Origin of the sequence: Parabacteroides sp. AF17-3, assembly GCF_003635445.1 — a bacterium.
Classification (GTDB): Bacteria; Bacteroidota; Bacteroidia; order Bacteroidales; family Tannerellaceae; genus Parabacteroides; species Parabacteroides goldsteinii.
Genome location: NZ_QTMM01000005.1, coordinates 16172 through 41661, shown reverse-complemented (window position 1 = coordinate 41661; position 25490 = coordinate 16172). Strand labels below are relative to the sequence as shown.

The following is a 25490-nucleotide window of genomic DNA, read 5'->3' as shown; positions in this document are numbered from 1 at the left end:
GGCTAACTCATTTTTCTTATCACAAAGATATGTAAAGCCTTTGAATCTTCCAAACAAAATGTCAACAATTTCCCCTTAAATAATGAATAAAAAAGTAAAGTCTCAGTGTTTCAGAAGGTATGAATTGCAAAAAGCTAACAAAAAAAGGGTCCCGAAACCGGAACCCTTCTCTTATTGACATTTATATATCAATTTACTTTACTTTTGCAACGATAGCTTTGAAAGCTTCCGGATGGTTCATAGCCAAGTCGGCCAACACCTTACGGTTGATTTCAATTCCTGCAGCATGCAAAGCTCCCATCAAACGAGAGTAAGACATACCTTCCAGGCGAGCAGCAGCGTTGATACGCTGGATCCACAATGCGCGGAAGTTACGTTTCTTGTTACGACGGTCACGGAATGCATAAGTCAAACCTTTTTCCCAGGTATTCTTTGCTACGGTCCACACATTCTTACGTGCACCATAATAACCTCTGGTAAGTTTTAAAATCCGTTTTCTTTTTGCTCTTGAAGCAACATGATTTACTGATCTAGGCATAATTCTAATCTGTTTTGAATGTTAGCGTCATCCTTTATGATGATCTTACTTGCTAAATACATTCGGTTAATAAAAATCTTTGTAAAACTCGCTTAATTTAAGAAGATTACTTCATGCCAAGCATTAGCTTAACACTGTTTACATCAACAGTAGCAACAAGGCCAGTGTGAGTAAGGTTTCTCTTAGCTTTTTTAGTCTTCTTAGTCAAAATGTGACTTTTAAAAGCGTGTTTTCTTTTGATTTTTCCTGTTCCGGTAAGGGCGAACCTCTTTTTGGCACCGGAATTAGTCTTCATCTTAGGCATTTTCCAATTTTGTTTTAATTATTAAACTTGACACCCTCTACGGGCGTTTTTTATTCTTTATTTTCTTCAGCTTCAGATTCTGTCCTCGGCTTCAAAGTTATCACTTTCTTAACCACAGGCTTTGCCGGTCCTGCAGATGCTGGTTTCGGAGCAGCTGCTGTAGCCGGTGCTCCTGCTTTTTTAGGTGTCAGCATGATGATCATACGTTTACCTTCCAAAACCGGTAGCTGTTCTACTTTACCGTAGTCTTCCAAATCATTGGCAAAACGAAGCAATAAAACTTCACCCTGCTCTTTGAAAAGAATGGAACGTCCTTTAAAGAACACATATGCTTTCACTTTAGAGCCTTCTTCCAGAAATCCTTTAGCATGCTTCAGTTTGAAGTTATAATCATGATCATCTGTCTGAGGTCCGAAACGAATCTCCTTCACAACAACCTTCACAGATTTCGCTTTTTGCTCTTTCTGCCGCTTTTTCTGCTGATAGAGGAATTTCTGATAATCGGTTATTTTACAAACGGGGGGCGCAGCATTGGGTGAAATTTCTACCAGGTCCAATCCCTGATCTTCAGCCATTTTTAATGCCTGAGATGTAGGAAATACACCTTGTTCTACATTGTCACCTACTAAACGAACTTCACGAACACGAATACGTTCGTTGATTCTGTACTGTTCTTTCAGATTGTCATTCTTCATTCAAAAAGATTTATTCTCCTCGTTATTAGTTATTTACTTGTTTTTATTTTGCCAACGATTCATCATGTCCTCTACTTCATCGTTCAAAAGCGCTGCAAAGGTAGCAATTTTCATCGAACCTTTATCACCTTCGCCCTGTTTTCTTACAGAAACTTCATTATTTTCTGCTTCTTTTTCTCCGACGATGAGCATATAAGGAATACGTTTCAATTCATTGTCACGAATCTTACGACCGATTTTTTCATTTCTGTCATCTACCAGAACACGGATATCCTGTTCTTCCAGCTGACGGGCGATGTCCCATGCATATTCATTGAACTTCTCACTGATAGGCATGATACATACCTGATCCGGAGTCAGCCACAACGGGAATTTACCTCCTGTATGTTCGATCAGCACGGCAACGAAACGTTCCATTGAGCCGAACGGTGCACGGTGAATCATTACCGGACGGTGTTTTTTGTTATCTTCACCTGTATATTCCAGCTCGAAACGTTCCGGCAGGTTATAATCTACCTGGATAGTTCCCAACTGCCAGCGGCGACCGATAGCATCTTTCACCATAAAGTCGAGTTTCGGACCATAGAAAGCAGCTTCACCATATTCGATCTTAGCTTTCAGGCCTTTTTCCTGACAGGCTTCGATGATAGCGGTTTCAGCTTTTTCCCAGTTCTCTTCCGAACCGATGTATTTATCTCTGTTCACTTTATCACGTAAAGAGATCTGGGCTTCGAAGTTTTCGAAATCAAGCGCTTTAAAAATGATAAAGATAATATCCATTACTTTCAGGAATTCATCCTTCAACTGATCCGGACGGCAGAACAGGTGGGCGTCATCCTGCGTAAAGCCACGTACTCTCGTCAAACCGTGTAACTCACCGCTCTGTTCATAACGGTAAACCGTACCGAACTCTGCGAAACGCAAAGGCAGGTCTTTGTATGAACGCGGGAATGCCTTGAATATCTCACAATGGTGAGGACAGTTCATCGGTTTCAACAGGAATTCTTCGCCTTCCTGCGGAGTATGGATCGGCTGGAATGAATCCTTACCGTATTTTGCATAGTGGCCAGATGTTACATACAGTTGTTTGCCTCCGATATGCGGAGTCATTACCTGCTGGTAACCGTATTTCTTCTGGATACGTTTCAGGAAATCTTCCAGTTTCAAACGCAACTGAGTACCACGGGGCAACCACAATGGCAGACCTGCTCCTACTGCGGTAGAGAATGTGAATAACTCTAGTTCTTTACCGATCTTACGGTGATCACGTTTTTTGGCTTCTTCCAGTAATGCCAGATATTCATCCAACATTTTCTTTTTCGGGAAAGTGATACCATACAGACGAACCAGCTGTTTGCGTTTTTCATCACCACGCCAGTAAGCACCGGCCACGCTCAGAATCTTTACAGCTTTCAAGTAAGATGTGTTAGGTAAATGCGGACCACGACACAAATCTGTGAAAGAGCCTTGTGTATAGGTTGTGATCGTACCGTCTTCCAGTTCACTGATCAACTCAGTTTTATATTCTTCACCTCTGTCACCGAACATTTTCATGGCATCAGCCTTGGTAATGTCCTGACGTTTGATTTCTTCTTTTTTAGCTACCAGTTCCAGCATCTTTGCTTCGATTGCTGCGAAATCACCTTCTTTGATTGTAGCTTCACCCGGATCTACGTCATAGTAGAATCCATTCTCGATAGCCGGACCGATACCGAACTTGATGCCAGGATAAAGTTCCTGCAGTGCTTCAGCCATCAGGTGAGCACTTGAGTGCCAGAAAGCATGTTTACCTTCTTCATCATCCCACTTCAGCAGCTTCACAGTTGAATCCTGCATAATCGGACGAGACAGGTCCCATGTTTCTCCGTTCACACTTGCGGCCAAAACTTCCTGAGCCAAACGGGAACTGATGCTTTCTGCGATCTGCATAGCAGTTGTTCCTTCGGCGTATTCTCTTACGGAATCATCCGGAAATGTAATCTTTATCATAATCTGTTCTCTATAATTCTTTAATTAGCATGCAAATTTAGCATTCTTTTTCGTAAAATGATCTTTTTAGGTCAAAAGATATATGCTTTAAACCCAAAACAGACATGTTTTGTTGGGAAACATGCCTGTTTTGAATCTAAAAAAGCTTATTCAGATCAATTGCTTGTCATACGTTTGATGATACTATAGGCATTGATAATACCTAATTCGCCTGCCTTACTCAGGTCTGCAATACCTTGATTGGCATCACCCAGGGAGAGATGAGCCAGTCCGCGGTTAAAATAAGCCTCTGCAAAATCAGGGTCACGTTTGATCGCCTCATCATAATCCTGTATGGCCGCCCGGAAGTCACGCTGCACACAACGTAAGTTTCCACGGTTGAAGTAAGCATACACAAATCCGGGATTCAAACGGATAACCATATCGTAATCACGTGTAATCAATTCATGTTCGTAAGCCTTCCTTTTATCCTTCACTTCGGCCGATCTAGGATCAGAAGGAGCTTTCGGCTGTGTCGGACTCTGCCCCATCTTAAAGTTCATACTACCCATAGAGGCTGACAAGTCATCGGTTGTAGTAGTCTGGGACATATCATAAACCAATTGTTTGTAACGTACCACTGCACGGTTGAAATAAGCCATCGTATAGGTCGGATCAAGTTCGATAACCTTATTGAAATCTTTGATAGCTTCCGTAAAGTCTTGTACAAGCATATAATCTACTGCACGGCCAAACCACGCATCCGCATTTCCCGGCTGGACTTCTATCTTCGCGGAATAATCATTGATCGAGGCAAAGTGAACCGAAATCTGATCTTCCGTAAGGGCAGCCTCTTCATTGGTTATACGCAGTTTGCGTGATAACACCATACGGGCATTATATTCTTCGATCGTCTTGTCGTAATAGACAATTTTCTTGATCGGATCAATCTTTTCGTAATAAGTCAGGACAAACTGAGGTTCGATATCTACACGGACATTACGATCCTGCACACGTCCGCGGACATCACTCTGGTATTTATTCCTGCGTTCCTCCTCTTTGTCATACACCACCAGGCGATTGAATTTACTGATGTTCTTATCTGATTTCTCACGTGTATTTTCACCTTTGTCATCCGAAGAAGAAGCATTACTATCCTGTCCTGTCGTATTAGTAGAGGCCATGGCATTTCCACCCTGCGCAGACTGGCGGTCTTTCTTCGAATTGTTTTCCATTTCGATAGCGGTCCAGTAGTCGCGATCGGCACCTACCTGGTCATTCATTTTACGCTTAGCTTCGGAACGGCTGTAATAACCCGGAGTAAAATTTGGATATTGACCTAAAACAACATCGAAGTCCTGAACAGAACCACGGTAGTCACCTGTTTCAAAACGCAGGAGAGCACGGTTATAATAAGCCATATAGTTATCCGGTTCCTGCTGGATCACCACATCGAAGTCTTCGATAGCACGGTTGTTATCGCCTACCTGATAACGGAGGAGTCCCCGGTTAAAGCGGGCAATCAGATTATTTTTATCCATACCGATTACCTGATCGTAATCATCCATCGCACCACGGAGGTCATTCATCTGGTAACGTACCAAACCACGATTGATATAATAGCCACTTTCACGGGTATTCAAGCGGATGGCCTCGTTCAGATCCGCCAAAGCACCTTTCAGATCATTTGTCTGATAAAGCAGGATCGCACGGTTACCATAGGACGGAGCATAATAGGGGTCCATTTCAATAGCCTTATTATAATCGGCAAGCGCTTTTACCGTATCGCCTTTCTCGGTGTACATAGCACCACGGGTCAGGTAATTCATCGAATATTTAGGATGCGCTTTCATCAGCACATCGAAAGTCTTTTCGGCATCATCATAGTCTTTCCGTTGGATATTGGCTACGGCTTTATTAACAAGCATCTGGCGGTCTTCGGGTTTAAATTCAAGACCTTTGTCGTAGTCGGCAATCGCTTCGGCATATTTTTCCTGGCTCTGGCGGGCAATACCGCGGGCATAATAAGCCTGAACCAGAAATGGATTCCGCTGGAGACATAGCGTACAGTCTTCTTCCGCTCCCTTATAATCGTCCAGATTGATCTTGGCAACAGCGCGGTAGAAATAGGGTTCCGCGATCCAAGGTTTTGCTTTAATGACTTGATTGAAATATTGTATCGACAATACGTAATCTTCAAAATACAAGGCATTACGTCCGATAGCCAGAACACGATCCGTATTGATCTGCGCTGACATCGCTAACGAATATGCTACAAACATCAAAAAGAGGAATATTTTTTTCATCAGATTGCCTTAAGTGTTAAAAAGAGGCATGCCAAAAGGTTTCAACAGACTTTTGACACCCCTCTTTATTCAGCGAACAAAAATAAGCAATTCATGTGAATGTTAAAACGGTTCGTAGCAAAAATAATTCTCAACAAACCGTAATCAAGCCAAAAAACTTAAATTGAATGTAAAATGTATCAAATAAAAAGGTTGCACCAGTGTATAAACACTACTGGCACAACCTTTTCGCACGTATTATGAAATAACCAAATTTTACTTCGGCTGTATTTTTACCATCAAATGATCTTTTGCGATCTTATCTCCTTCGGTTACATCCAACTCAGTAATCACTCCGGATACCGGAGCGACGATCCGATTGTACATCTTCATCGCCTGATGAATGAGGAGCAACTGGCCGGCTTCAACTTCCTGCCCTTTTTCCACATAGATCTTCACGACAGTTCCCGGAAGAGTCGAAATCACATCACCGACGAAGGGCTTATGCCACATCTTACGGTTCTTATATTTCTCTGTCAGCAGTGTTTTGTATTTACGGGCAGTAACTACAAAATCTACATATTCGTTTTCTTTATTTTCCATATTTTCAAAAAGTATATGTACGGATTTAATTAGAACGGAGGGATTCCGTGCTTTTTAGCCGGTCTGTATTCCTCTTTCAAAATAGAAAGTTTCAGAGCGTGAAGCAACAACGCACGTGTTTCTTTCGGCTCGATAACAGAATCGATAAATCCTTTCGAAGCTGCCACATAAGGATTAGCGAACTTCTCGATATACTCTTTCACTTTTTCCTGACGCATTGCATTCTGGTCTTCAGCTTCCATGATTTCCTTACGGAAAATAATGTTGGCTGCACCTTCCGGTCCCATAACGGCAATCTCTGCGCTCGGCCATGCAAACATAAAGTCGGCACCCAGGTGACGCGAGTTCATCGCAATGTAACCACCACCGTAAGCCTTACGCAAGATTACTGTGATCTTAGGCACAGTTGCTTCCGAATAAGCATACAATACTTTTGCCCCGTGACGGATCACACCGGCATGCTCCTGGTCTACGCCCGGCAGGTAACCCGGCATATCTTCCAAGGTAATAATAGGAATATTGAATGAGTCGCAGAAACGAATGAAACGGGCTGCTTTGTCGGCACTGTCGCAATCGAGTACGCCGGCCAGCACCATCGGCTGGTTAGCAACGAAACCGACTGTTTCGCCTGCCATACGACCGAAACCGATCACGATATTGGCAGCCCACAGTTCCTGAATTTCCAGGAAGTCGGAATCATCGACGATGCATTTGATAACGTCACGAACATCGTACGGCTGTTTCGGATCAGCAGGAACAACTTCTTCAATGTTCAGCATCGCTGTCGGTTCTTTTGGCTCAGTAGTCTTGGCACGCTGCTGGTTATTCCAGGGGATAAAGCTGACCAGACGTTTAACCTGTTCGAAACAGTCCTGTTCGCTCAAGGCATAGAAATGAGCATTACCTGTTGTTTCCGCATGAACACGGGCACCGCCCAGGTCTTCCATAGAGATGTCTTCACCTAAAACAGTCTTGATCACATTCGGACCGGTGATAAACATCTTGGAGATATTTTCAACCACGAACACGAAGTCTGTCAAAGCAGGTGAATAAACAGCACCACCGGCACACGGACCCAGAATCAATGAGATCTGAGGGATAACGCCTGATGCGATTGTATTTCTATAGAATATTTCACCATATCCGGCCAAAGCACCAACACCTTCCTGAATACGTGCACCACCCGAGTCGTTGATACCGATAATCGGACATTTCATCTTCAATGCATGATCCATGATCTTAGTGATCTTACGAGCATGTTGCAAACCCAATGAACCACCGGCTACAGTAAAGTCCTGTGCGTAGATACATACCGGAGCACCGAAAATAGTACCTGTACCTGTAACTACACCATCACCCGGAAAATCTTTCTTATCCATTCCGAAGTCACGGCCATCGTGCTTTACAAACAAATCGTACTCATGAAAAGAGTTCTTGTCCAGCAAGGAAAGAATACGATCACGGGCAGTAAGTTTACCCATTGCGATCTGCTTTTCGATAGCAGCTTCGCCTCCACCCATCTCAACGACGGCTTTCTTCTCCCTGAGGGCCTGAATGTTTTTACTTAAATCTGTCATATTATTTAATAGATTTTTATTATTTACCGACAGCTTTTGCTCTGTATGAACAACGAGCAGTCCCTTTAATAATACTATTTAGTTTTCCTTTATTCAACTGGCGACGGATAGCCGAAACATTGTCGATGAACACGTGACCTTCCAGATGCTCGCATTCGTGCTGTACCACACGGGCAGCAAAACCATCTACCACCTCGTCATGTTCCTCCCAGTTTTCATCAAAATATTTCACCCGGATCTTGCTGGCACGGGACACTTTCTCATGTACGCCAGGAAGGCTCAAACAACCTTCTTCCATAGAAATCTCTTCTTCACTGCTTTCAACGATATCCGGATTAACCATCGCACGCTTGAATCCTTTACATTCAGGGAAATCATCTCCCATCACATCAGCATCGATCACAAGCAAACGAATCGACAACCCAACCTGGGGAGCGGCCAAGCCTACTCCATCGGCATTGTACATCGTATCGAACATATTAGCTACTAACTGCTTTAATTCCGGATAATCCCTGGGTACATCTTCAGCCTCTTTTCTTAACACAGGCTGACCGTATAAGTATACTGGTAAAATCATAAACTATAACTGATATTTTTTATTTTCTAAATATGATTGAAGGATAATAACTGCACTGATCTCATCCACCAGGCCTTTATCCTGTCTTTTTTTCTTCTTCAAACCTCCGTCGAGCATTGCCTTGTGCGCCAGGACAGACGTGAAACGCTCATCATAATATTCAACCGGAATATCCGGAATAGTCCGTTTCAGATGTGTCACGAAAGCCTCTACATACTTCATATTTTCCGAAGGCTCGTTATTCATCTGCTTCGGCAGACCGACCACGAATAAATCCACCGGTTCTTTTGCCACATAGGCAGATAACCAGGAGACCAATTCCCCACTCGGCACCGTTGTCAGACCGTTTGCAATCATCTGCAAATTGTCTGTAGCTGCTAACCCGGTCCGTTTTCGGCCATAATCAATTGCTAGTATCCTTCCCATCGGCTGCAAAGATAGCACAAATATGCATTTGTATTACACAAATACACAAAAAGTGTGCAATTTATAAGTTTAATAGGCATTCTTTTCACCTTTAGACATGTTCAGGATCGTCACCACGATGATTTTCAGATCCAGGAAGAACGACCAGTTCTCAATGTACCACACATCCCGTTTCACACGTCCTTCCATCTGTTCGAGCGTCTTGGTTTCTCCCCGATAACCGGTTACCTGTGCCCATCCCGTCACTCCGGGTTTTACCAGATGGCGTACCATATATTTATCGATAAGAGCCGAATATTGCTCAGTGTGTTTCAACATATGAGGACGAGGGCCCACTACCGACATCTCCCCTCTTAATACATTGATAAATTGAGGGAACTCATCCAGATTCGTGCGCCGAAGAAAATCTCCGATACGGGTTTTACGCGGATCATCTTTCGCTGCCTGCAATTTATCGGCATCTGCATTGACCCGCATTGTCCGGAATTTATAACACTCAAATTCCTGCCCGTACAAACCGGTACGCTTTTGCTTGAAAAATATAGGTCCCGGAGATGTTGCTTTTATCAATATTCCTATAACGACATAAAGTATCGGATAAATGGTCAGTAAAATACCCAAAGAAAAAAGAATATCAAAAGTCCTCTTTAATGCCCGGTTATAAGCTGCTTGCAAAGGTTCACGGCGAACAGCCAATAATGGAATCGACTCCATTATTTCCATAACAAGACTCTTCTTTATATTCCTGTAAAACTCCGGAACAATATAGAAACGAATCATATGCTTTTCAGCAAAATTCATTATCCGCAATATCTTCTCGTCCTGCGTTCCAGGCAAAGTACAATAGATTTCGTCTATATCATTGGCTAATACATACTTCTCCACTTCATGCGTCATACCCAGGTAATTCGGCAACACACTTTGCAAAGACAGATTATCATCAAAAAAACCCATGATACTGAATCCATAGGAAAGATCATCCTTCATAACCCGGTACAATTCCATACCGTTCTTACCTGCTCCTACAATAATAATTCTTTTAAAATTATGTCCTTTTCTACGGTACATCTTTAGTGTAACACGAACAAACACTCTCCAAAGAGCAAAAATTATAACTGTTACAGCAAAATAAACCAGCAGAAATGTAGCCAGGGCATCCCCTATATTCAGAAAGATAAGACAAGTAGCGAACAGAAAAACAAATATAGAGACCAACGCAAAGGCACGCTGTACAATTTTGTCAATAAAAACAACAGCCACATGCAATTGCATGGGAACAAAATAAAGGGCAAAGAAATAACAGAAATTCAATAAGAGAACAACCTCTCTCAAACTATAGGATATAGCTTTTGTATAAAATTCCCCCAACCCATAATAGACAGCGAAGAACAATAGATTTAATACAACTAAATCTCCCATTCCTATCAGCCACTGGATAAGGTAACCATGTTTTTTGTCGAATTCCATAACTGTGTTCTAAAATTCCACAAAAGTAATGAATATTCTGTGCAAAAAAAAGGCCGCACAATAGAATGTGCAGCCTTTTTCAGATATAATTAAAAATAAATTAATTATTAGCAGACATGATAACAACACGGTTCCAGTTGTTTTCGCTGTACGGCTGTTCGTCAGAACCTCTCCATTCGATAGTAATCTGGTTAGAGTTGATACCGTATTTATCGATCAATTCTTTAGCAACGGCTTTAGCACGTTTTTCAGAAAGACCCATGTTGTATTTAGAAGTACCTGTGTTCTTATCAGCATAACCGATAACCTTGATCGGAGCATTGTTTGCCTTCATGAATTCAGCAGTGTTGTAAATACTGATCTGCTGGTTCTTATCGATCTTAGAACTATTCAGACGGAAGTATACTACATTGTCAACATAGTTGTTTACAACATTAGTTACAACTTCTTCGCATTCAGGACAAGATTCCGGACGTTTGCTCAATTCATCGTTAGCAGCACGCAATGAGTTGATCTGATTGTTCAGGTCGTTCAACAAAGCGTAATCCATCGGTTCCAATACTTCGAAATCAGTTTTACCCAGTTTGAATGTCAAACCAGCGCTCAGCTGAGCGATACCGTCTGTCAAGTGGAACATGTTAACACGGTTGAACTGTTCGTTCAGCAAAGAACCCTGAACTTCCACGTTCAAATCAACACGTTTGCTCAAACGGAAAGCAGTAAGGATACCAGCATTTAATGTAGGAGATTCTGTTCTAGCATATCCCTGATTTTCGAAACGCTGTGCATAACCGAAACCGACCCAAGGAATCAAACGGAATACTCTTTTTTCATTATAAACACCCCAGAAATTGGTAACATCCCATAACAAGTCTACATGAGCAGCTGCATATTTGTTGTGCTGCATGATCTCTGCGTTGTCACCTACAAATCCGTGTAAAATACCACCGTTCAACTGAGTACGGAAAGCCAGATACGGGTTGAACCACTTACCAAACGAGAACTGAGGCGCAAAATTCAGACGGTTGCCAAAATCTGCTTTATTATTCTGGTCACCCAATAACATACTTGCACCACCGGCAACAGAAATAAACCAATTATCGCCAGCTTTGTTTTTCTTGAAATTTGTCTTATAACCTTTTTCAGTACTAAAACCAACTTGTGGTTTAAATTCCTGTGCTGACACAGAGAAAACAAAACCTGACAATAAAGCTAAAAGTAATACTTTAGTCTTCATATTCATCAACTTTTTAATTAAACAATCAATTACCTTAAATAACGCTCAAATTTAGAGCAAAATTAAATCTTTTTTTAACTAAAACAAAATAAATCTATGTTTTGTTCTTAATTTATTCAAAATAATTCAGAATTTTATATCCACCTTCTTTCAGATAGGATTCTTTTTTCATCAGCTTGATATCATTCTGCATCATATCCTGAATAAGAGTATCAAGGGTGTATTTCGGTTCCCACCCCAAACGGGTACGGGCCTTCGTAGCATCCCCGATAAGTAAGTCAACCTCGGTCGGACGGAAGTACTGAGGGTCAATACCAACTACTTCTTCACCTATCCGTTCTTTAAAATTTTCGAGATAAGCCTCACCTACTTTCTCTATAAACATTTTTTCGTCAATATAGTTTAATACTGCGACCTCATTAACATTTTCGCCTTTAAAAATGACTTCTACCCCTATTTCTTTAAATGCTTTACTGATAAAATCGCGAATAGTCGTCGTTATTCCGGTAGCAATAACATAATCAGAGGGTTCATCCTGCTGGAGAATCGCATACATGGCACGGACATAATCCTTGGCATGGCCCCAGTCACGTTTGGAAGATAAATTTCCCATATAAACTTTTTCCTGCATACCCAAAGCAATGCGCGAAACGGCACGGGTTACTTTACGGGTAACAAACGTTTCTCCGCGAAGCGGCGACTCATGATTAAACAGAATGCCGTTGGAAGCATGCATTTTATAGGCTTCACGATAGTTTACCGTAATCCAGTAACCATATAGTTTAGCAACAGCATACGGACTTCGGGGATAGAAAGGAGTCGTTTCCTTTTGAGGCACTTCCTGAACCAATCCATATAATTCGGATGTAGAAGCCTGATAGATACGGGTTTTAGGGATCAGGTTCAGCAGACGCACCGCTTCAAGGATACGCAACACACCCAGACCATCGGCATTCGCCGTATATTCAGGAGTATCGAAACTTACTTTCACATGGCTCATAGCTGCCAGGTTATATATTTCGTCAGGCTGCACCTCACCGATGATACGGGTAAGGTTCAGGCTGTCGGTCAGGTCGCCATAATGAAGGATCAGGTTCCGGTTCTCCACATGAGGGTCCTGATAAAGATGATCGATACGGTCTGTGTTGAACATGGATGAACGACGTTTGATACCATGCACCGTATATCCTTTTTTTACAAGATATTCTGCCAGATAAGCGCCATCCTGTCCTGTAATACCTGTTATTAAAGCTACTTTACTCATTTATATGAATTTATTATTGTTTGTCTAAATACCAGTTGTATAAAAGTTCCACACCTTCGGCAATCTCTATTTTATGATGCCATCCCAAAGCATGCAGTTTACTGACATCCGTCAGTTTGCGCAATGTCCCATCGGGTTTGGAAGCATCAAAAACCAGTTCGCCATCGAAACCGATCTTTTCCTGAATCAGTGTAGCGACTTCTTTTATAGATAACTCTTTTCCCGTACCTATATTTATATGTGTGTTGCGCACTTCATTTCCCTCCGGACGCACATCCTGAAAATCGATATGTTCCATAATATAAACGGAAGCATCTGCCATTTCTTCGCTCCAAAGAAATTCGCGGAGCGGTTTTCCGGTTCCCCACAGCTGCACTTTTCCCGGATAGATACCGTATTTCGCTAAAATAGCCAGGATGTTATTATCCGTTGCATTTCCGGCCACTCCTTCTACAGGACGTGCATTCAAATCTTTGCGCAAAGCCTCCCAATTATCGGTATGAAGACATTTGCCCAAATGAATCTTACGGATCATCGCCGGAAGCACATGCGAAGTCTCCAGATTGAAATTATCGTTCGGACCATACAAATTAGTGGGCATCACTGCGATATAGTTCGTTCCGTATTGCAGGTTATAGCTTTCACACATCTTTATCCCGGCAATCTTTGCGATGGCATAGGGTTCATTGGTATATTCCAACGGAGAAGTGAGCAGGCAATCTTCCGGCATCGGCTGCGGCGCTTCGCCCGGATAAATACAGGTACTGCCTAAAAACAGTAATTTCTTTACATTATTAATATAGGAAGCATGGATCACATTATTCTGGATCATCAGATTTATGTAAATGAAATCTGCGCGATACCGGCTGTTTGCCATAATACCACCCACATGGGCAGCTGCTAAAAAGACATATTCCGGTTTTTCCGTCGCAAAGAATTCATTGACTGCATACTGATCGGTCAGGTCCAGCTCTGCATGGGTACGCAAAACAAAGTTTGTGTATCCTTTCTGCTGCAAATTCTTCAGGATAGCAGAACCGACCAGACCACGATGACCGGCTACAAATATTTTACTGTCTTTATTCATTCCTTTATCAACTTCAATAAATATTGACCGTACTGGTTCTTTATCATCGGAGTAGCTGCTTCTTTCAGTTTCTCGTCATCAATCCAACCTTTCCGGTAAGCGATTTCCTCCAGACAAGCCACTTTCAGTCCCTGTCGTTTTTCAATCACCTCCACAAATGTAGAAGCCTCCGAAAGCGAATCGTGCGTACCGGTATCGAGCCAGGCAAAACCGCGTCCTAATAACTGAACTTTCAACTCTCCGTCTTTCAGGAACTCCTGGTTTACAGTTGTGATCTCCAGTTCTCCGCGTGCCGACGGCTTGATTTGTTTTGCCACTTCGACCACTTTATTCGGATAAAAATAGAGTCCGACAACCGCGTAATTCGACTTGGGATTCTTCGGCTTTTCTTCAATGCTCAGCACGTTTCCGTCCGTGTCAAATTCAGCAACGCCATAGCGTTCCGGATCGTTTACGTAGTAACCGAAGACGGTTGCTTTTTGTTCGTTCTCCACATTGTTAACGGCCTCTTTTAACATAGCCGTAAAGCTCTGTCCGTAAAAGATATTGTCGCCCAACACAAGGCAAACCGAGTCATTACCAATGAATTTATCCCCTATGATAAAAGCCTGTGCCAAACCATCGGGCGAAGGTTGTTCGGCATATTCAAAATGCACGCCATAATCCGAACCGTCTCCCAGCAACCGCCGGAACCCGGGTAAGTCCTGCGGGGTAGAAATGATCAGGATTTCCCTTATCCCGGCAAGCATCAATACAGACACGGGATAATAGATCATCGGTTTATCATAAATCGGCAACAATTGCTTGGATACTCCTTTGGTTATTGGATACAAACGGGTTCCGGAACCTCCGGCCAGTACAATTCCTTTCATAAAACAGACTTTTAATTTTACTTAATACGGGGCAAATGTATATAAAATATTTCATTTTGAAGGCATGGAGGAAATACAATCGGCACCCTTAATTTACTTAATCGTGAAACCTTTCTTTCTTACGGTTTGTTACAGTAGAAATAATTTTTAAAGGTAACTTGATATGAATACATTTGACGAAAGAATCAGTTCCGCTGTAAAGAACTGGTGGGTTTCACTTTTACTGGGATTATTATATATCCTGATCGCAATATGCCTGATGTTCACACCGATGGCAAGTTATGTGGCTTTAAGCCTTTTATTCAGCGTCGCCATGTTCGTAAGCGGTACGCTTGAAATCCTTTTTGCCGTGTCGAACCGGAAGCACATTTCGAGCTGGGGCTGGTATCTGGCCGGCGGTATTATCGACCTGATACTGGGTATTTACCTCATGGCCAGTCCGGAACTGAGTATGACCGTACTGCCGTTTATTCTGGCGTTCTGGTTGATGTTCAGAGGCTTTTCTTCCACAGGTTATGCTATGGACCTGAAACGGTTCGGAACTGGAAACTGGGGTTGGTATATGGCTTTCGGTATCCTGGCAATCATCTGTAGCATCGCTATCATCTGGCAACCGGGACTGGGCGTATTCACCCTTGTTTATATGATTGCTTATGCACTTCTTATCATCGGCATCTTCCGTGTAATGCTTTCTTTCGAACTAAGAAGCCTGCACAAAAAAGCGACAACTCCGCTACAGTAAAGTTTTTTCCCCACTTGAATGGGGCTTTTTCCCCACTTATATGGGTATTATTCCCCACATATATGGGGCATTTTCCCCACCTATGTCAAAAAGGTGGGGATTTTGTTTCACTAAATATCCCTGTCTGTCATTCTTCCAGCCTTAATCATTTGTTCAATTAAAAAAATAACGTAGTTTTGTAACGCTATAGATACAGAAAAACACATTTGGGATTAAATCTAACTAAAAATAATACTCACAGTGAAAAAGGAAGATGAAGAAAAGGTAAGCGGGCTACCCGAAAATGCCTACAGAGAACTCAAAGAAGGAGAAGTATTTAACCCGATTATGTCACCTCAAAAACAATACAGGGAAGTAACTCCCTGGTCTGTATTCTGGGGACTTGTCATGGCTGTCATATTCAGTGCGGCTGCCGCCTATCTGGGATTGAAGGTCGGACAGGTGTTTGAAGCAGCTATCCCGATTGCCATCATAGCTGTCGGACTGTCGAGCGGTTTCAAACGGAAAAACGCATTGGGAGAAAATGTGATTATCCAATCTATCGGAGCCTGTAGCGGTGTAATCGTAGCCGGAGCTATTTTTACTCTTCCTGCCCTGTATATCCTTCAGGACAAATATCCGGAAATTACCATCAACTTTTTTGAAGTATTCATGAGTTCGTTGCTGGGCGGCATACTCGGCATTCTTCTGTTAATCCCATTCCGGAAATATTTCGTTTCGGATATGCATGGCAAATATCCGTTCCCGGAAGCAACAGCAACCACCCAGGTGCTTGTTTCGGGCGAGAAAGGCGGAAGCCAGGCGAAACCGCTTATTCTGGCAGGTCTGATCGGAGGTTTATACGATTTTATTATTGCCACTTTCGGTTGGTGGAGCGAAACCGTCAGCACACGCATTGTCGGAGTTGGTGAAATGCTGGCCGACAAAGCAAAAGTCGTACTGAAAGTCAATACAGGAGCCGCCGTACTGGGACTCGGTTATATCATCGGGTTGAAATATTCCATGATTATCTGTGCCGGTTCATTCCTTGTCTGGTTGGTCATCATCCCGCTGATGTCCGCCATCTTCGGTGCAGACGTACTAACGTTGGGCAACGATGCCATTACAGCCACAGTAGGCAGCATGAGTGCCGAACAAATCTTTACGACCTATGCCCGCCATATCGGTATCGGTGGTATCGCGACGGCCGGAGTTATCGGTATTATCAATTCATGGGGAATTATCCGCGGAGCCGTCGGACTGGCAGCCAAAGAACTGAAAGGGAAAAATACGGAAGCTGACACAGCCACAATACGCACACAGAAAGATTTATCGATGAAGATTATCTCGATTGGTATCTTCGCTACGCTGATTGTTACTTATCTGTTCTTCCATTTCGGAGTATTGGATAACTGGTATTATGCTTTAATAGGGTTGTTGATTGTCGGGATTATTGCCTTCCTGTTCACGACTGTTGCCGCAAATGCCATTGCTATTGTAGGAACAAATCCGGTGTCGGGTATGACGCTGATGACATTAATCTTATCGTCCATCATTCTGGTGGCTGCCGGACTGAAAGGAACGGCCGGTATGGTTTCGGCCCTGATTATCGGAGGTGTTGTCTGTACGGCACTTTCCATGGCAGGCGGTTTCATTACCGACTTGAAGATAGGTTACTGGCTGGGAAGTACGCCTGCTAAACAGCAGACATGGAAGTTTCTCGGCACCTTAGTCTCTGCTGCAACAGTTGGCGGTGTAATCCTTATCCTGAACCAGACGTACGGATTTACGACCGGGCAGCTGGCCGCACCGCAGGCTAATGCAATGGCAGCCGTTATCGAACCGCTGATGAGCGGTTCGGGAGCACCCTGGGTGCTGTATGGCATCGGTGCCGTACTGGCTATCGTTCTGAACTTCTGTAAAATTCCGGCACTGGCATTTGCACTGGGTATGTTTATCCCGATGGAACTGAACACTCCGCTGCTGATCGGTGGAGCCATCAGCTGGTATGTAGGAAGCCGCAGCAAAGACCAGGCATTGAATACGGCCCGTTTGGAAAAAGGAACATTACTTGCATCCGGTTTCATCGCAGGTGGTGCCTTGATGGGAGTTATCAGCGCAGCTTTACGTTTCGGTGGCATCAACCTGCTGAACGAAAAATGGTTGGAAGGAAACTTTGCCGAACCGCTGGCTGTTGTAATGTATATTGCATTGATGGCTTATCTGGCGATAAGTTCATTGAGCGCGAAAAAAGAATAAGATAAAGAATGGATGCACCGCTAGTTAATGTTGGGATTATGACGGGGAAGGCTCTCTCTTTCGTATTCAATGGAGAATATATCCATACGGAGAGCAGTTCCTTCCTGACGGGAGAACAACGCGCGTTGTTTGTAAACGGAAATATCGTGTATAACGGCAAGCTCTACAAGGAACTTTTCTTTGAACCGGCTTCGCCCCAATCATCGTTCGACCTGAAAGCTGTGACAATCGGAGTGGACTTCCACTGGCAACGCCAGGAAGACCAACGCTTCAAAGGAGCACTGAACCTGGTGGCAACGAATGACGGGATTGTTGTAATCAACAGTATTGACGTTGAAGAATATCTGACAAGCGTGATTTCGTCTGAAATGAGTGCCACAGCATCAAAAGAGTTGTTGAAGGCACACGCCGTAATCTCCCGCAGCTGGCTACTGGCGCAGATAGAAAAGAATTTCCGCCTGGGTAACGCTTCGGAAAAATATGAGAGTTGCCATCGCGACAATAACCAATTAATCCGTTGGTACGACCGCGAAGATCATACCATGTTCGATGTGTGTGCCGACGACCATTGCCAGCGTTACCAAGGCATAACCCGTGCCTCTACCGCAATCGTACAGGAAGCGGTCCACGAAACACGCGGCGAGATACTGACCGATGGCGAATCCATCTGCGACGCACGTTTCTCTAAATGTTGCGGAGGCGTGACCGAGCAGTTCGAACACTGTTGGGAGCCGGTGCCCCACTCCTATCTGACAGTTGTACGGGACAGTAAAGAAACTTCTTATCCCGACCTGACCGACCCGATTGAAGCGGAAATGTGGATACGTAATTCTCCTAACGCATTTTGCAACACAACAAAGAAAAAGATACTCAGCCAGGTCTTGAACAACTATGATCAGGAAACGATAAATTTCTATCGCTGGAAAGTGTCTTACACCCAGGATGAGTTGTCCGAACTGATTCATCGTAAAAGCGGCATCGACTTTGGCGAAATACAAGACCTGGTACCATTGAAAAGAGGTACTTCCGGACGTATCGAAGAGTTACAGATTGTGGGAACCCGCCGTATTTATACTATCGGCAAGGAATTGGAGATACGGCGCACTTTATCGGAAACCCATCTGTACAGTTCCGCCTTTGTGGTAGACAAAGAAGATATACGCGTTCGTATTCCCCAACGTTTCGTACTGACGGGTGCCGGCTGGGGGCATGGCGTAGGACTTTGCCAGATAGGTGCAGCCGTCATGGGTGAAAAAGGATATGCTTATACAAAAATACTGGAACATTATTTCCGAGGAGCATTCATAGAGAAAAGGTATTAATCTAAAAAGGTCGCTAATCTCACGATAGCGGCCTTTTTTTGTGTTTACCTATCTTTCCGGTTCCTAGTGGAATCCGGTTGTCTTTACTCTCACGAGCTCTAACTGATTACAAAGGAATAAAGAATAAATCAAGAAGACAAACAAAATAGATTAATAAGGATATTTTCCCCACAAAAAAGGGAAAAACACCGATAAATTCATTAGAACGAACCTGACATACGGTCCACAAACACCCTTATCCGTCCTCTAACGTCCTGCCTGAAAGAAGAAGAAGTTTACATGATATTACATTTTAGCAAATTGTTGTTATCTTTGTATCCGAACGTTCGACAGGGACCAATACCCTGCTCTACTTAATTAAATACTGGTGAATGAATAGCTATATCATCCTCTCTATAATTGCAATTTACTTTGGCATACTGTTGTTGATTGCCTGGATAACAGGCAGGAAAAGTACAAGTAACGATGCTTTCTTTCTGGGAAACCGTAAATCTCCGTGGTATATCGTTTCTATCGGGATGATTGGGACATCGCTTTCCGGCGTCACCTTCGTTTCGGTTCCGGGGATGGTTCGCAGCATAGATATGACTTATATGCAAACGGTTTTCGGATTCTTTTTCGGATATATACTGATTGCCAAAGTGCTGTTACCGCTTTACTATAAATTGAAACTGACTTCTATCTACTCCTATCTGGGTGACCGGATTGGAAAGCGGAGTTATAAAACCGGTGCTTCTTTTTTCCTGCTTTCAAAGATTGTCGGGGCAGCGGCACGGCTTTATCTGGTTGTCCTGATTTTACAGCATTACGTCTTCAGTACCTGGAATATTCCTTTTTGGGTAACTGTTATCATCAGTATTTTTCTGGTTTGGCTATACACCTACCGGAGTGGAATCAAGACTATTATCTGGACGGATACGCTTCAGGCACTTTGCCTGGTTGCCATGCTGGTCGTCATCATCTGGAAGGTAAAAGATGCCATGGAACTGGATATGGAAGGCATGGTGCAAACCCTGACCGAGAATCCCCATTTTCGTATCTTTGAATTCAACGACTGGCACAGCACACAACATTTCGTGAAACAGTTTTTCAGCGGCATCTTTATCACTATCGTCATGACCGGACTCGACCAGGATATGATGCAGAAGAACCTATCCTGCAAAAGCCTGAAAGATGCACAGAAGAATATGTACACCTATGGTTTTGCTTTCACGCCGGTCAATTTTCTGTTCCTGGCATTAGGTGTATTATTGTTGAGCCTGGCTTCTCAAAAGAATATCGAACTGCCGGCCTTAAACGATGATATTCTGCCGATGTTCTGCACTTCCGGAATCTTGGGGCATTCTATTCTAATTTTCTTTACAATCGGTATCATTGCAGCCGCTTTTAGTAGTGCCGATTCAGCATTAACGGCTTTGACCACCTCTTTTTGCGTCGATATTCTGGGAGTGGAAAAGGAGGAAGCGAACAAGGCTAAACGCACCCGATTGATGGTTCATTTGCTTATCTCTGCTCTGTTTGCCATAATAATCCTTATCTTTAAGGCCGTAAACAGCCGCAGCGTGATTGATGCCATCTATATGATTGCTTCTTATACCTACGGTCCTTTGCTGGGATTATTTGTCTTTGGCTTGTTCACCAAAAAACAACCGCGTGACAAATATGTTCCTTATATATGTATTCTCTCGCCGCTAATCTGTTTCGCAACGGATTACCTGGTGAAACAACATACAGGCTATGCCTTCGGTTACGAAATGCTGATGCTCAACGGAGCCATCACATTCTTCGGGTTATGGGCGGCCTCAGTCAAACACAAAACAATAAAAGTTTAAGAATATGGAAATCAAAAGTGCAGAATTTGTTATCAGTAACACAGACGTAAAGAAATGCCCCGCAGGAAACTTTCCGGAGTATGCCTTTATCGGGCGAAGCAATGTTGGCAAATCCTCCCTTATCAATATGCTGACAGGCAAGAAAGGTCTGGCAATGACTTCACAGAAACCAGGGAAGACATTGCTTATCAATCATTTTATTATCAACAACAACTGGTTTTTGGTCGACCTTCCCGGATATGGCTTTGCCCAACGGGGAAAAGAAGGAAGACAGAATATCCAGCGGATTATCGAAGATTATATCCTGGAACGTGAGCAGCTAACTAATCTATTCGTCTTAATCGACTGCCGCCATGAAGCACAGAAAATCGACCTGGAGTTTATGGAGTGGTTGGGTGAGAACGGAGTTCCTTTCTCCATCATCTTCACTAAAATAGATAAGATTAGTAAAGGCCGTCTACAAGAAAATCTGAAAGCCTATCAGGAAAAATTACTTGAAACGTGGGAAGAGCTTCCCCCTATCCTACTTTCTTCATCCGAGAAAAAAGACGGGCGGGAAGAAATACTTGATTATATCGATACAATAAATAAAAGTTTAAAAGGGTAGCATTATCCGGGAGCGACATGGTGTCGGTTGCACGGAATCGCCACAATTATACCGGAGCGGATACAATCATCCGCTCTGCAAGGTTGCGCTTCACCAAGTATAGTTGCCGTGCAACCACAGCCTCCTGAATAATTTTTCTTTACTTATCTTATGCCGGTTCCAAAAAAATAAATACATTTGTAATTCATCAAAACCGAAAGGAGTAAAGATATGAAAGCAATGGAATTACAGGGTGAACGCCTGGAACTGTTCAACGAAATCATTAACCTTGACACGGAAAGTATCGAGAAAGTAAAGAAGTATATTAAACGTATCGCATCTAACCGATACAAAATATCCCGTACTACTCAAGTGGATGACATTGACATCATCACTGATGAAGAGATTGAAAATGCTATGCGTCCATTATCTTATGAGGAGAAGATAGAAAGCCTTAGGTTGTCGGAGGCCGATCCTGTTTATTATACACAGGAAGAGATGCGAAAAGCTGTTGCTTCATGGAGAAACCTTTAACTATTAAATGGAAACGTCCAGCAAGGAAGAATGCTAGAGTAACTTATGCCTGGTATAAAAAAGAAATGGGCATTAGAGCTGCCGACAAATTCATAAACAGTATTTTAGATACTGTAAACTTACTGGCATTAAATCCTAATATGGGACAACCGATTGAACTGAATACCGAAACATGTAAAAGAAATTATCGTTCCTTCGTAGAACATAAGAACCATAAAATCATTTACTATGTAGAAAAAAAGACAATCTGTATTGCCAACATTTGGTCTAACAGTCAGAATCCGGAAGATTTTAATGAACAACTAAGATAAAAGGAAGCAGTTTCGCTTCCTTTTTTATCTTATATAGCCTTACAAGGCCTCTCTTATCTTCTCCACCATCTCCTTGTACTCCTGTTCCGACAGATAAACTTTCTGCGGATTCATTGTGAATGTTCCTCCGAAATCGGGACCATCTTCATATTTAGGGGCCAGATGAAAATGCAGATGCGACAGCTTATCGGAATAAGCACCGTAATTTATCTTTTGCGGATTGAATACTTTCTGCATGGCACGGGTTACTTTTACGACATCTGCCATAAATGCATTCCGTTCGTCATCGCTCAGCATATTCAAATCGTGCACATGCTCTTTATAGGCAACCAGGCAACGGCCATAATAAGTCTGTTCCTTGAAAAGAAAAAGCCGGGAGACTGATAAAGGAGCTATTTCGATCATCAAATCATCTAAAGTCTGATTGTTCGTGCAATACAAACAATCTTTGGGATCACTTAAATTCATGTTATATCAGATTTATTTATAATGGGCGCTAAAGTAAACATAAAGCCCGGTAAAAACAAGAAACTTTTACCGGGCCTTTCCGAATATTTTAAATCAGCATCTTAGTAACTGATCTTACAACCTATGAAATAACTGCGGGGAATACCCGGACCATAAATATAGCCGGCATCCCGTTTCTCATATTTATCAAAATCATCCTGATAAGAATTAAAGATATTCTGAACACCTGCATTTACCTGCAAAGTAACAGATTTATAAAGAGGAAAATCATACGCCACCTTTACATTCAGGTCGAAGAAGTCCTTCGTTTTCTCCTCCCTGTCTTCCGGGATATAACCGGCCAGGTGCTGAACCAGCATGCTACCGGTATAAGTACCGGTCAACGAAGCCGTCAACCGCTTCACCGGGGTAAATGAAGAAGTGAAATAACCATATACATCCGGCGAACGGAACATCTTTTTCTGAGGTGCCAGATTCTCATTCTCACTCCAGCTCTCCGGTTCTTTGTAACGGCTGCGCTGGATAGTTGCGCCTGCCTGAATCTGCATCCATGAATAGACGGCTTTTGCCTCCAGGTTTATTCCCATCACACGAGCACCTTTCCCATTACGACGTTCCATCAACAAGTTATTATCATTGTCGCGCCCTATCTCTTCAAGGATGAAGACATTACGCAGGTCTGTGTAAAAACCTTCTACCAGGAAATTAGTCTGTACCGGACCGAAACGACGGTAAAAGTCGGCAGAGGCACTGATACTTTGCGAGTTCTCTTCTTTCAGGTCCGGAGATATCTGGATGATCGCCACATCGCCGCCGACTGCCGTAATATGCAAATCCTCGTCAAAAGCCTGAGGAGCACGGAAACCACTCGAATAAGACAGACGCAGATTTATATCGCTGGTCGGATTAAAACGCACATTGGCACGCGGACTGAATATCGCATGGTCTATCAAATTATGCTTGTCCATCCGTGCACCGATCAGGAAACTCCATTTCTCATTCTTCCATTCGTTTTGCAGGAAAACGCTACCGATATGTACAGTCTGCTCGATCGTGCGGTGATAGCCTAACATCTTATCCTGCAAATCGTCATAGTTATATTCGGCACCTCCCGTAAACTCGGCAGGCATGAAAAGACATTTATCCCATTCATAGGAATACTGCGCTCCTCCGACAAAGGTCATATCCGTTGTGCTGCCATAAGCATTCGGGTTCTTGTCTGCGCCATAATAACTGTTTCTTTTTGTATGCTGGGCAGAAGTATACACATTCAGACGATGCTTATAATCCTTTGAAAACAAATCGAATTTCAAGCCACCGCCATTGATGTTATGTTCGGTCTGCTCGGCAATATCGGCTTCGTGGGGAGGCAAATCCAACAAGTTACCGCCACGACGGTATTCATTGATATTATGATACTCGAAAGTCAGCTTCGAATACATGCTTGTTTTCAGGTAAGAACGGAAACCGAGCGTGCGGGCATTCAGTTTGCCCAGTTCGGTATATCCGTCACCGTCATGGTCGTAAGCTCCGCGATAACGGTTCTGTCCGAACATATAGATACCGGCTTTATGGTCGTCCGTCACCAGCGAAGCATTTATCGTTGTGTTATTATCGGGACGGTCGCCGCCAATCATCGTCAGTGAGTGAGAAATCTGTGCCGAATTTCGCAACGGTTCTTTGGTAATGATATTAATCGTACCGGCAATAGCGGAAGAACCGAACAAGGCGGAACCTCCCCCACGCATAATCTCCACACGTTCGATCATATTGGCCGGAATCTGTTCCAAACCGTACACACCCGTCAGAGCACTGAATATCGGACGGCTGTCAACCAATATCTGCGTATAAGGACCCTCAAGTCCGTTGATACGCACCTGCTGGAACCCACAATTCTGGCAATTGTTTTCCACACGCACACCAGGCTGGAAGTTCAAACCGTCCGCTAAAGAAGTAGCATGTGTCGTCTCAAATGTTTTTGAATCGAGCACATTCACCAACGAAGGAGCCAGGCGGCGGGTTGTCTCATTACGGTTTGCCGATACGACAACCCCATCCAACGACACCAGGTCTTCCTCCGCCTCAAAATTGATTTCCAGCGTTTTTCCTTTCTTCAAGGTGATAGGTTTCTCTACTGTCTTAAAGCCCAGCGTTTTCATCACCAGGGTATATTTGCCTTCCGGCAGGTTCTTCAGGTAATAATGACCGGTGGCATCGGTCGATGTACCGATTGTCGTTCCTTTCAGAAATACATTAATAAAAGAAAGATGCTCACCCGTTTTCTTGTCCAGTATATGTCCTACGATATTGGCATCCGACGGATTCAGGGCCGGAGCATCATCCGCCCATGCTGTTGTAAAGACACAGCATAGGCATAGTATAAGCGTAATTATCTTATTCATTGCGATTTGTTCTGATAAATAGGTAATGTTATAATGTAAAACACGGCACTTTCTAATTCAAAGCCTCCGATGTTTTATACTTTTGACCTGGGTCGAATACATATTTCACCTGGGTCAACTACATGTTTCACCTAGGTCAAAAATGTATTCGACCA

General features: G+C 43.2%; 23 protein-coding genes. 7 read left to right on the top strand and 16 right to left on the bottom strand.

The features are described from left to right. Nucleotides 1-193: 193 nt before the first annotated feature. The 14 genes from rplT to rfbA form a co-directional block, all read right to left on the bottom strand. On the bottom strand, nt 194-538 hold the full coding sequence (gene rplT, locus DWW91_RS07730; protein ID WP_005635321.1) for a 50S ribosomal protein L20: 345 nt from the start codon (nt 536-538) through the stop codon (nt 194-196). A 106-nt stretch (nt 539-644) separates the two neighbouring features. Then, nucleotides 645-842 carry a 50S ribosomal protein L35 gene (gene rpmI, locus DWW91_RS07725; protein ID WP_007657083.1) on the bottom strand — a complete coding sequence of 66 codons (198 nt, stop codon included), beginning with the start codon at nt 840-842 and terminating at the stop codon, nt 645-647. 50 nt (nt 843-892) lie between these two features. Further along, nucleotides 893-1537, bottom strand: coding sequence for a translation initiation factor IF-3 (gene infC / locus DWW91_RS07720; RefSeq protein WP_122327385.1), 645 nt, complete (start codon nt 1535-1537; stop codon nt 893-895). Between the two features lie 33 nt (nt 1538-1570). Continuing rightward, a complete protein-coding gene (thrS, locus tag DWW91_RS07715) occupies nt 1571-3526 on the bottom strand; it encodes a threonine--tRNA ligase (protein ID WP_007657085.1) in 1956 nt (651 codons plus the stop codon). A gap of 155 nt (nt 3527-3681) precedes the next feature. After that, nucleotides 3682-5811 carry a tetratricopeptide repeat protein gene (locus DWW91_RS07710; RefSeq protein ID WP_199722562.1) on the bottom strand — a complete coding sequence of 710 codons (2130 nt, stop codon included), beginning with the start codon at nt 5809-5811 and terminating at the stop codon, nt 3682-3684. Between the two features lie 255 nt (nt 5812-6066). Then, a complete protein-coding gene (locus DWW91_RS07705) occupies nt 6067-6393 on the bottom strand; it encodes an acetyl-CoA carboxylase biotin carboxyl carrier protein subunit (protein ID WP_007657087.1) in 327 nt (108 codons plus the stop codon). 29 nt (nt 6394-6422) lie between these two features. Next, nucleotides 6423-7970 (bottom strand): acyl-CoA carboxylase subunit beta, encoded by a 1548-nt coding sequence (locus DWW91_RS07700; protein ID WP_007657088.1) that lies wholly within the window; start codon nt 7968-7970, stop codon nt 6423-6425. 19 nt (nt 7971-7989) lie between these two features. Further along, nucleotides 7990-8547 carry a peptide deformylase gene (gene def / locus DWW91_RS07695; RefSeq protein WP_007657090.1) on the bottom strand — a complete coding sequence of 186 codons (558 nt, stop codon included), beginning with the start codon at nt 8545-8547 and terminating at the stop codon, nt 7990-7992. A gap of 3 nt (nt 8548-8550) precedes the next feature. Continuing rightward, entirely contained in the window at nt 8551-8973 is a 423-nt protein-coding gene (gene ruvX / locus DWW91_RS07690) for a Holliday junction resolvase RuvX (RefSeq protein WP_044214382.1), read from the bottom strand. A gap of 69 nt (nt 8974-9042) precedes the next feature. Continuing rightward, nucleotides 9043-10440, bottom strand: a complete 1398-nt coding sequence (locus tag DWW91_RS07685) for an undecaprenyl-phosphate glucose phosphotransferase (RefSeq protein WP_010802955.1) — start codon at nt 10438-10440, stop codon at nt 9043-9045. Nucleotides 10441-10540: 100 nt separating this feature from the next. Continuing rightward, a complete protein-coding gene (locus DWW91_RS07680) occupies nt 10541-11677 on the bottom strand; it encodes an OmpA family protein (RefSeq protein WP_007657093.1) in 1137 nt (378 codons plus the stop codon). 112 nt (nt 11678-11789) lie between these two features. Next, nucleotides 11790-12941, bottom strand: coding sequence for a GDP-mannose 4,6-dehydratase (gmd, locus tag DWW91_RS07675; RefSeq protein WP_007657094.1), 1152 nt, complete (start codon nt 12939-12941; stop codon nt 11790-11792). Nucleotides 12942-12954: 13 nt separating this feature from the next. Then, complete coding sequence (locus DWW91_RS07670; RefSeq protein ID WP_010802954.1) at nt 12955-14028, bottom strand: GDP-L-fucose synthase; 1074 nt, start codon at nt 14026-14028, stop codon at nt 12955-12957. Further along, on the bottom strand, nt 14025-14900 hold the full coding sequence (gene rfbA, locus DWW91_RS07665) for a glucose-1-phosphate thymidylyltransferase RfbA (protein WP_007657099.1): 876 nt from the start codon (nt 14898-14900) through the stop codon (nt 14025-14027). Before rfbA ends, DWW91_RS07670 begins: the two co-directional genes overlap by 4 nt. A 163-nt stretch (nt 14901-15063) precedes the next feature. On the opposite strand from rfbA, the gene DWW91_RS07660 reads away from it, so the two are divergent. The 7 genes from DWW91_RS07660 (at nt 15064) to DWW91_RS07630 (ending at nt 22465) form a co-directional block, all read left to right on the top strand. After that, a complete protein-coding gene (locus tag DWW91_RS07660) occupies nt 15064-15642 on the top strand; it encodes an HdeD family acid-resistance protein (protein ID WP_122327383.1) in 579 nt (192 codons plus the stop codon). Between the two features lie 240 nt (nt 15643-15882). Beyond that, nucleotides 15883-17880 carry an OPT family oligopeptide transporter gene (locus DWW91_RS07655; protein WP_007657105.1) on the top strand — a complete coding sequence of 666 codons (1998 nt, stop codon included), beginning with the start codon at nt 15883-15885 and terminating at the stop codon, nt 17878-17880. Between the two features lie 8 nt (nt 17881-17888). Continuing rightward, a complete protein-coding gene (locus tag DWW91_RS07650) occupies nt 17889-19202 on the top strand; it encodes a SpoIID/LytB domain-containing protein (protein ID WP_046147210.1) in 1314 nt (437 codons plus the stop codon). Between the two features lie 371 nt (nt 19203-19573). Next, on the top strand, nt 19574-21034 hold the full coding sequence (locus DWW91_RS07645) for a sodium:solute symporter (RefSeq protein WP_010802951.1): 1461 nt from the start codon (nt 19574-19576) through the stop codon (nt 21032-21034). Between the two features lie 4 nt (nt 21035-21038). Continuing rightward, nucleotides 21039-21641 carry a ribosome biogenesis GTP-binding protein YihA/YsxC gene (yihA, locus tag DWW91_RS07640; RefSeq protein WP_007657110.1) on the top strand — a complete coding sequence of 201 codons (603 nt, stop codon included), beginning with the start codon at nt 21039-21041 and terminating at the stop codon, nt 21639-21641. Nucleotides 21642-21851: 210 nt separating this feature from the next. Further along, nucleotides 21852-22154: a hypothetical protein gene (locus DWW91_RS07635; RefSeq protein WP_224265325.1), complete on the top strand. Its 303-nt coding sequence runs from the start codon at nt 21852-21854 to the stop codon at nt 22152-22154. Then, nucleotides 22139-22465 carry a type II toxin-antitoxin system RelE/ParE family toxin gene (locus tag DWW91_RS07630; protein ID WP_007657112.1) on the top strand — a complete coding sequence of 109 codons (327 nt, stop codon included), beginning with the start codon at nt 22139-22141 and terminating at the stop codon, nt 22463-22465. Before DWW91_RS07635 ends, DWW91_RS07630 begins: the two co-directional genes overlap by 16 nt. Before the next feature lie 39 nt (nt 22466-22504). Here DWW91_RS07630 and DWW91_RS07625 read toward each other — a convergent pair whose 3' ends face one another. Together DWW91_RS07625 and DWW91_RS07620 are read right to left on the bottom strand one after the other, a co-directional pair. After that, nucleotides 22505-22933, bottom strand: a complete 429-nt coding sequence (locus tag DWW91_RS07625) for an HIT family protein (protein ID WP_007657113.1) — start codon at nt 22931-22933, stop codon at nt 22505-22507. Between the two features lie 101 nt (nt 22934-23034). Then, the gene (locus tag DWW91_RS07620) at nt 23035-25335 is read right to left on the bottom strand and encodes a TonB-dependent receptor (RefSeq protein WP_046147212.1); all 2301 of its coding nucleotides are present in this window, start codon (nt 25333-25335) and stop codon (nt 23035-23037) included. Nucleotides 25336-25490 lie beyond the last annotated feature (155 nt).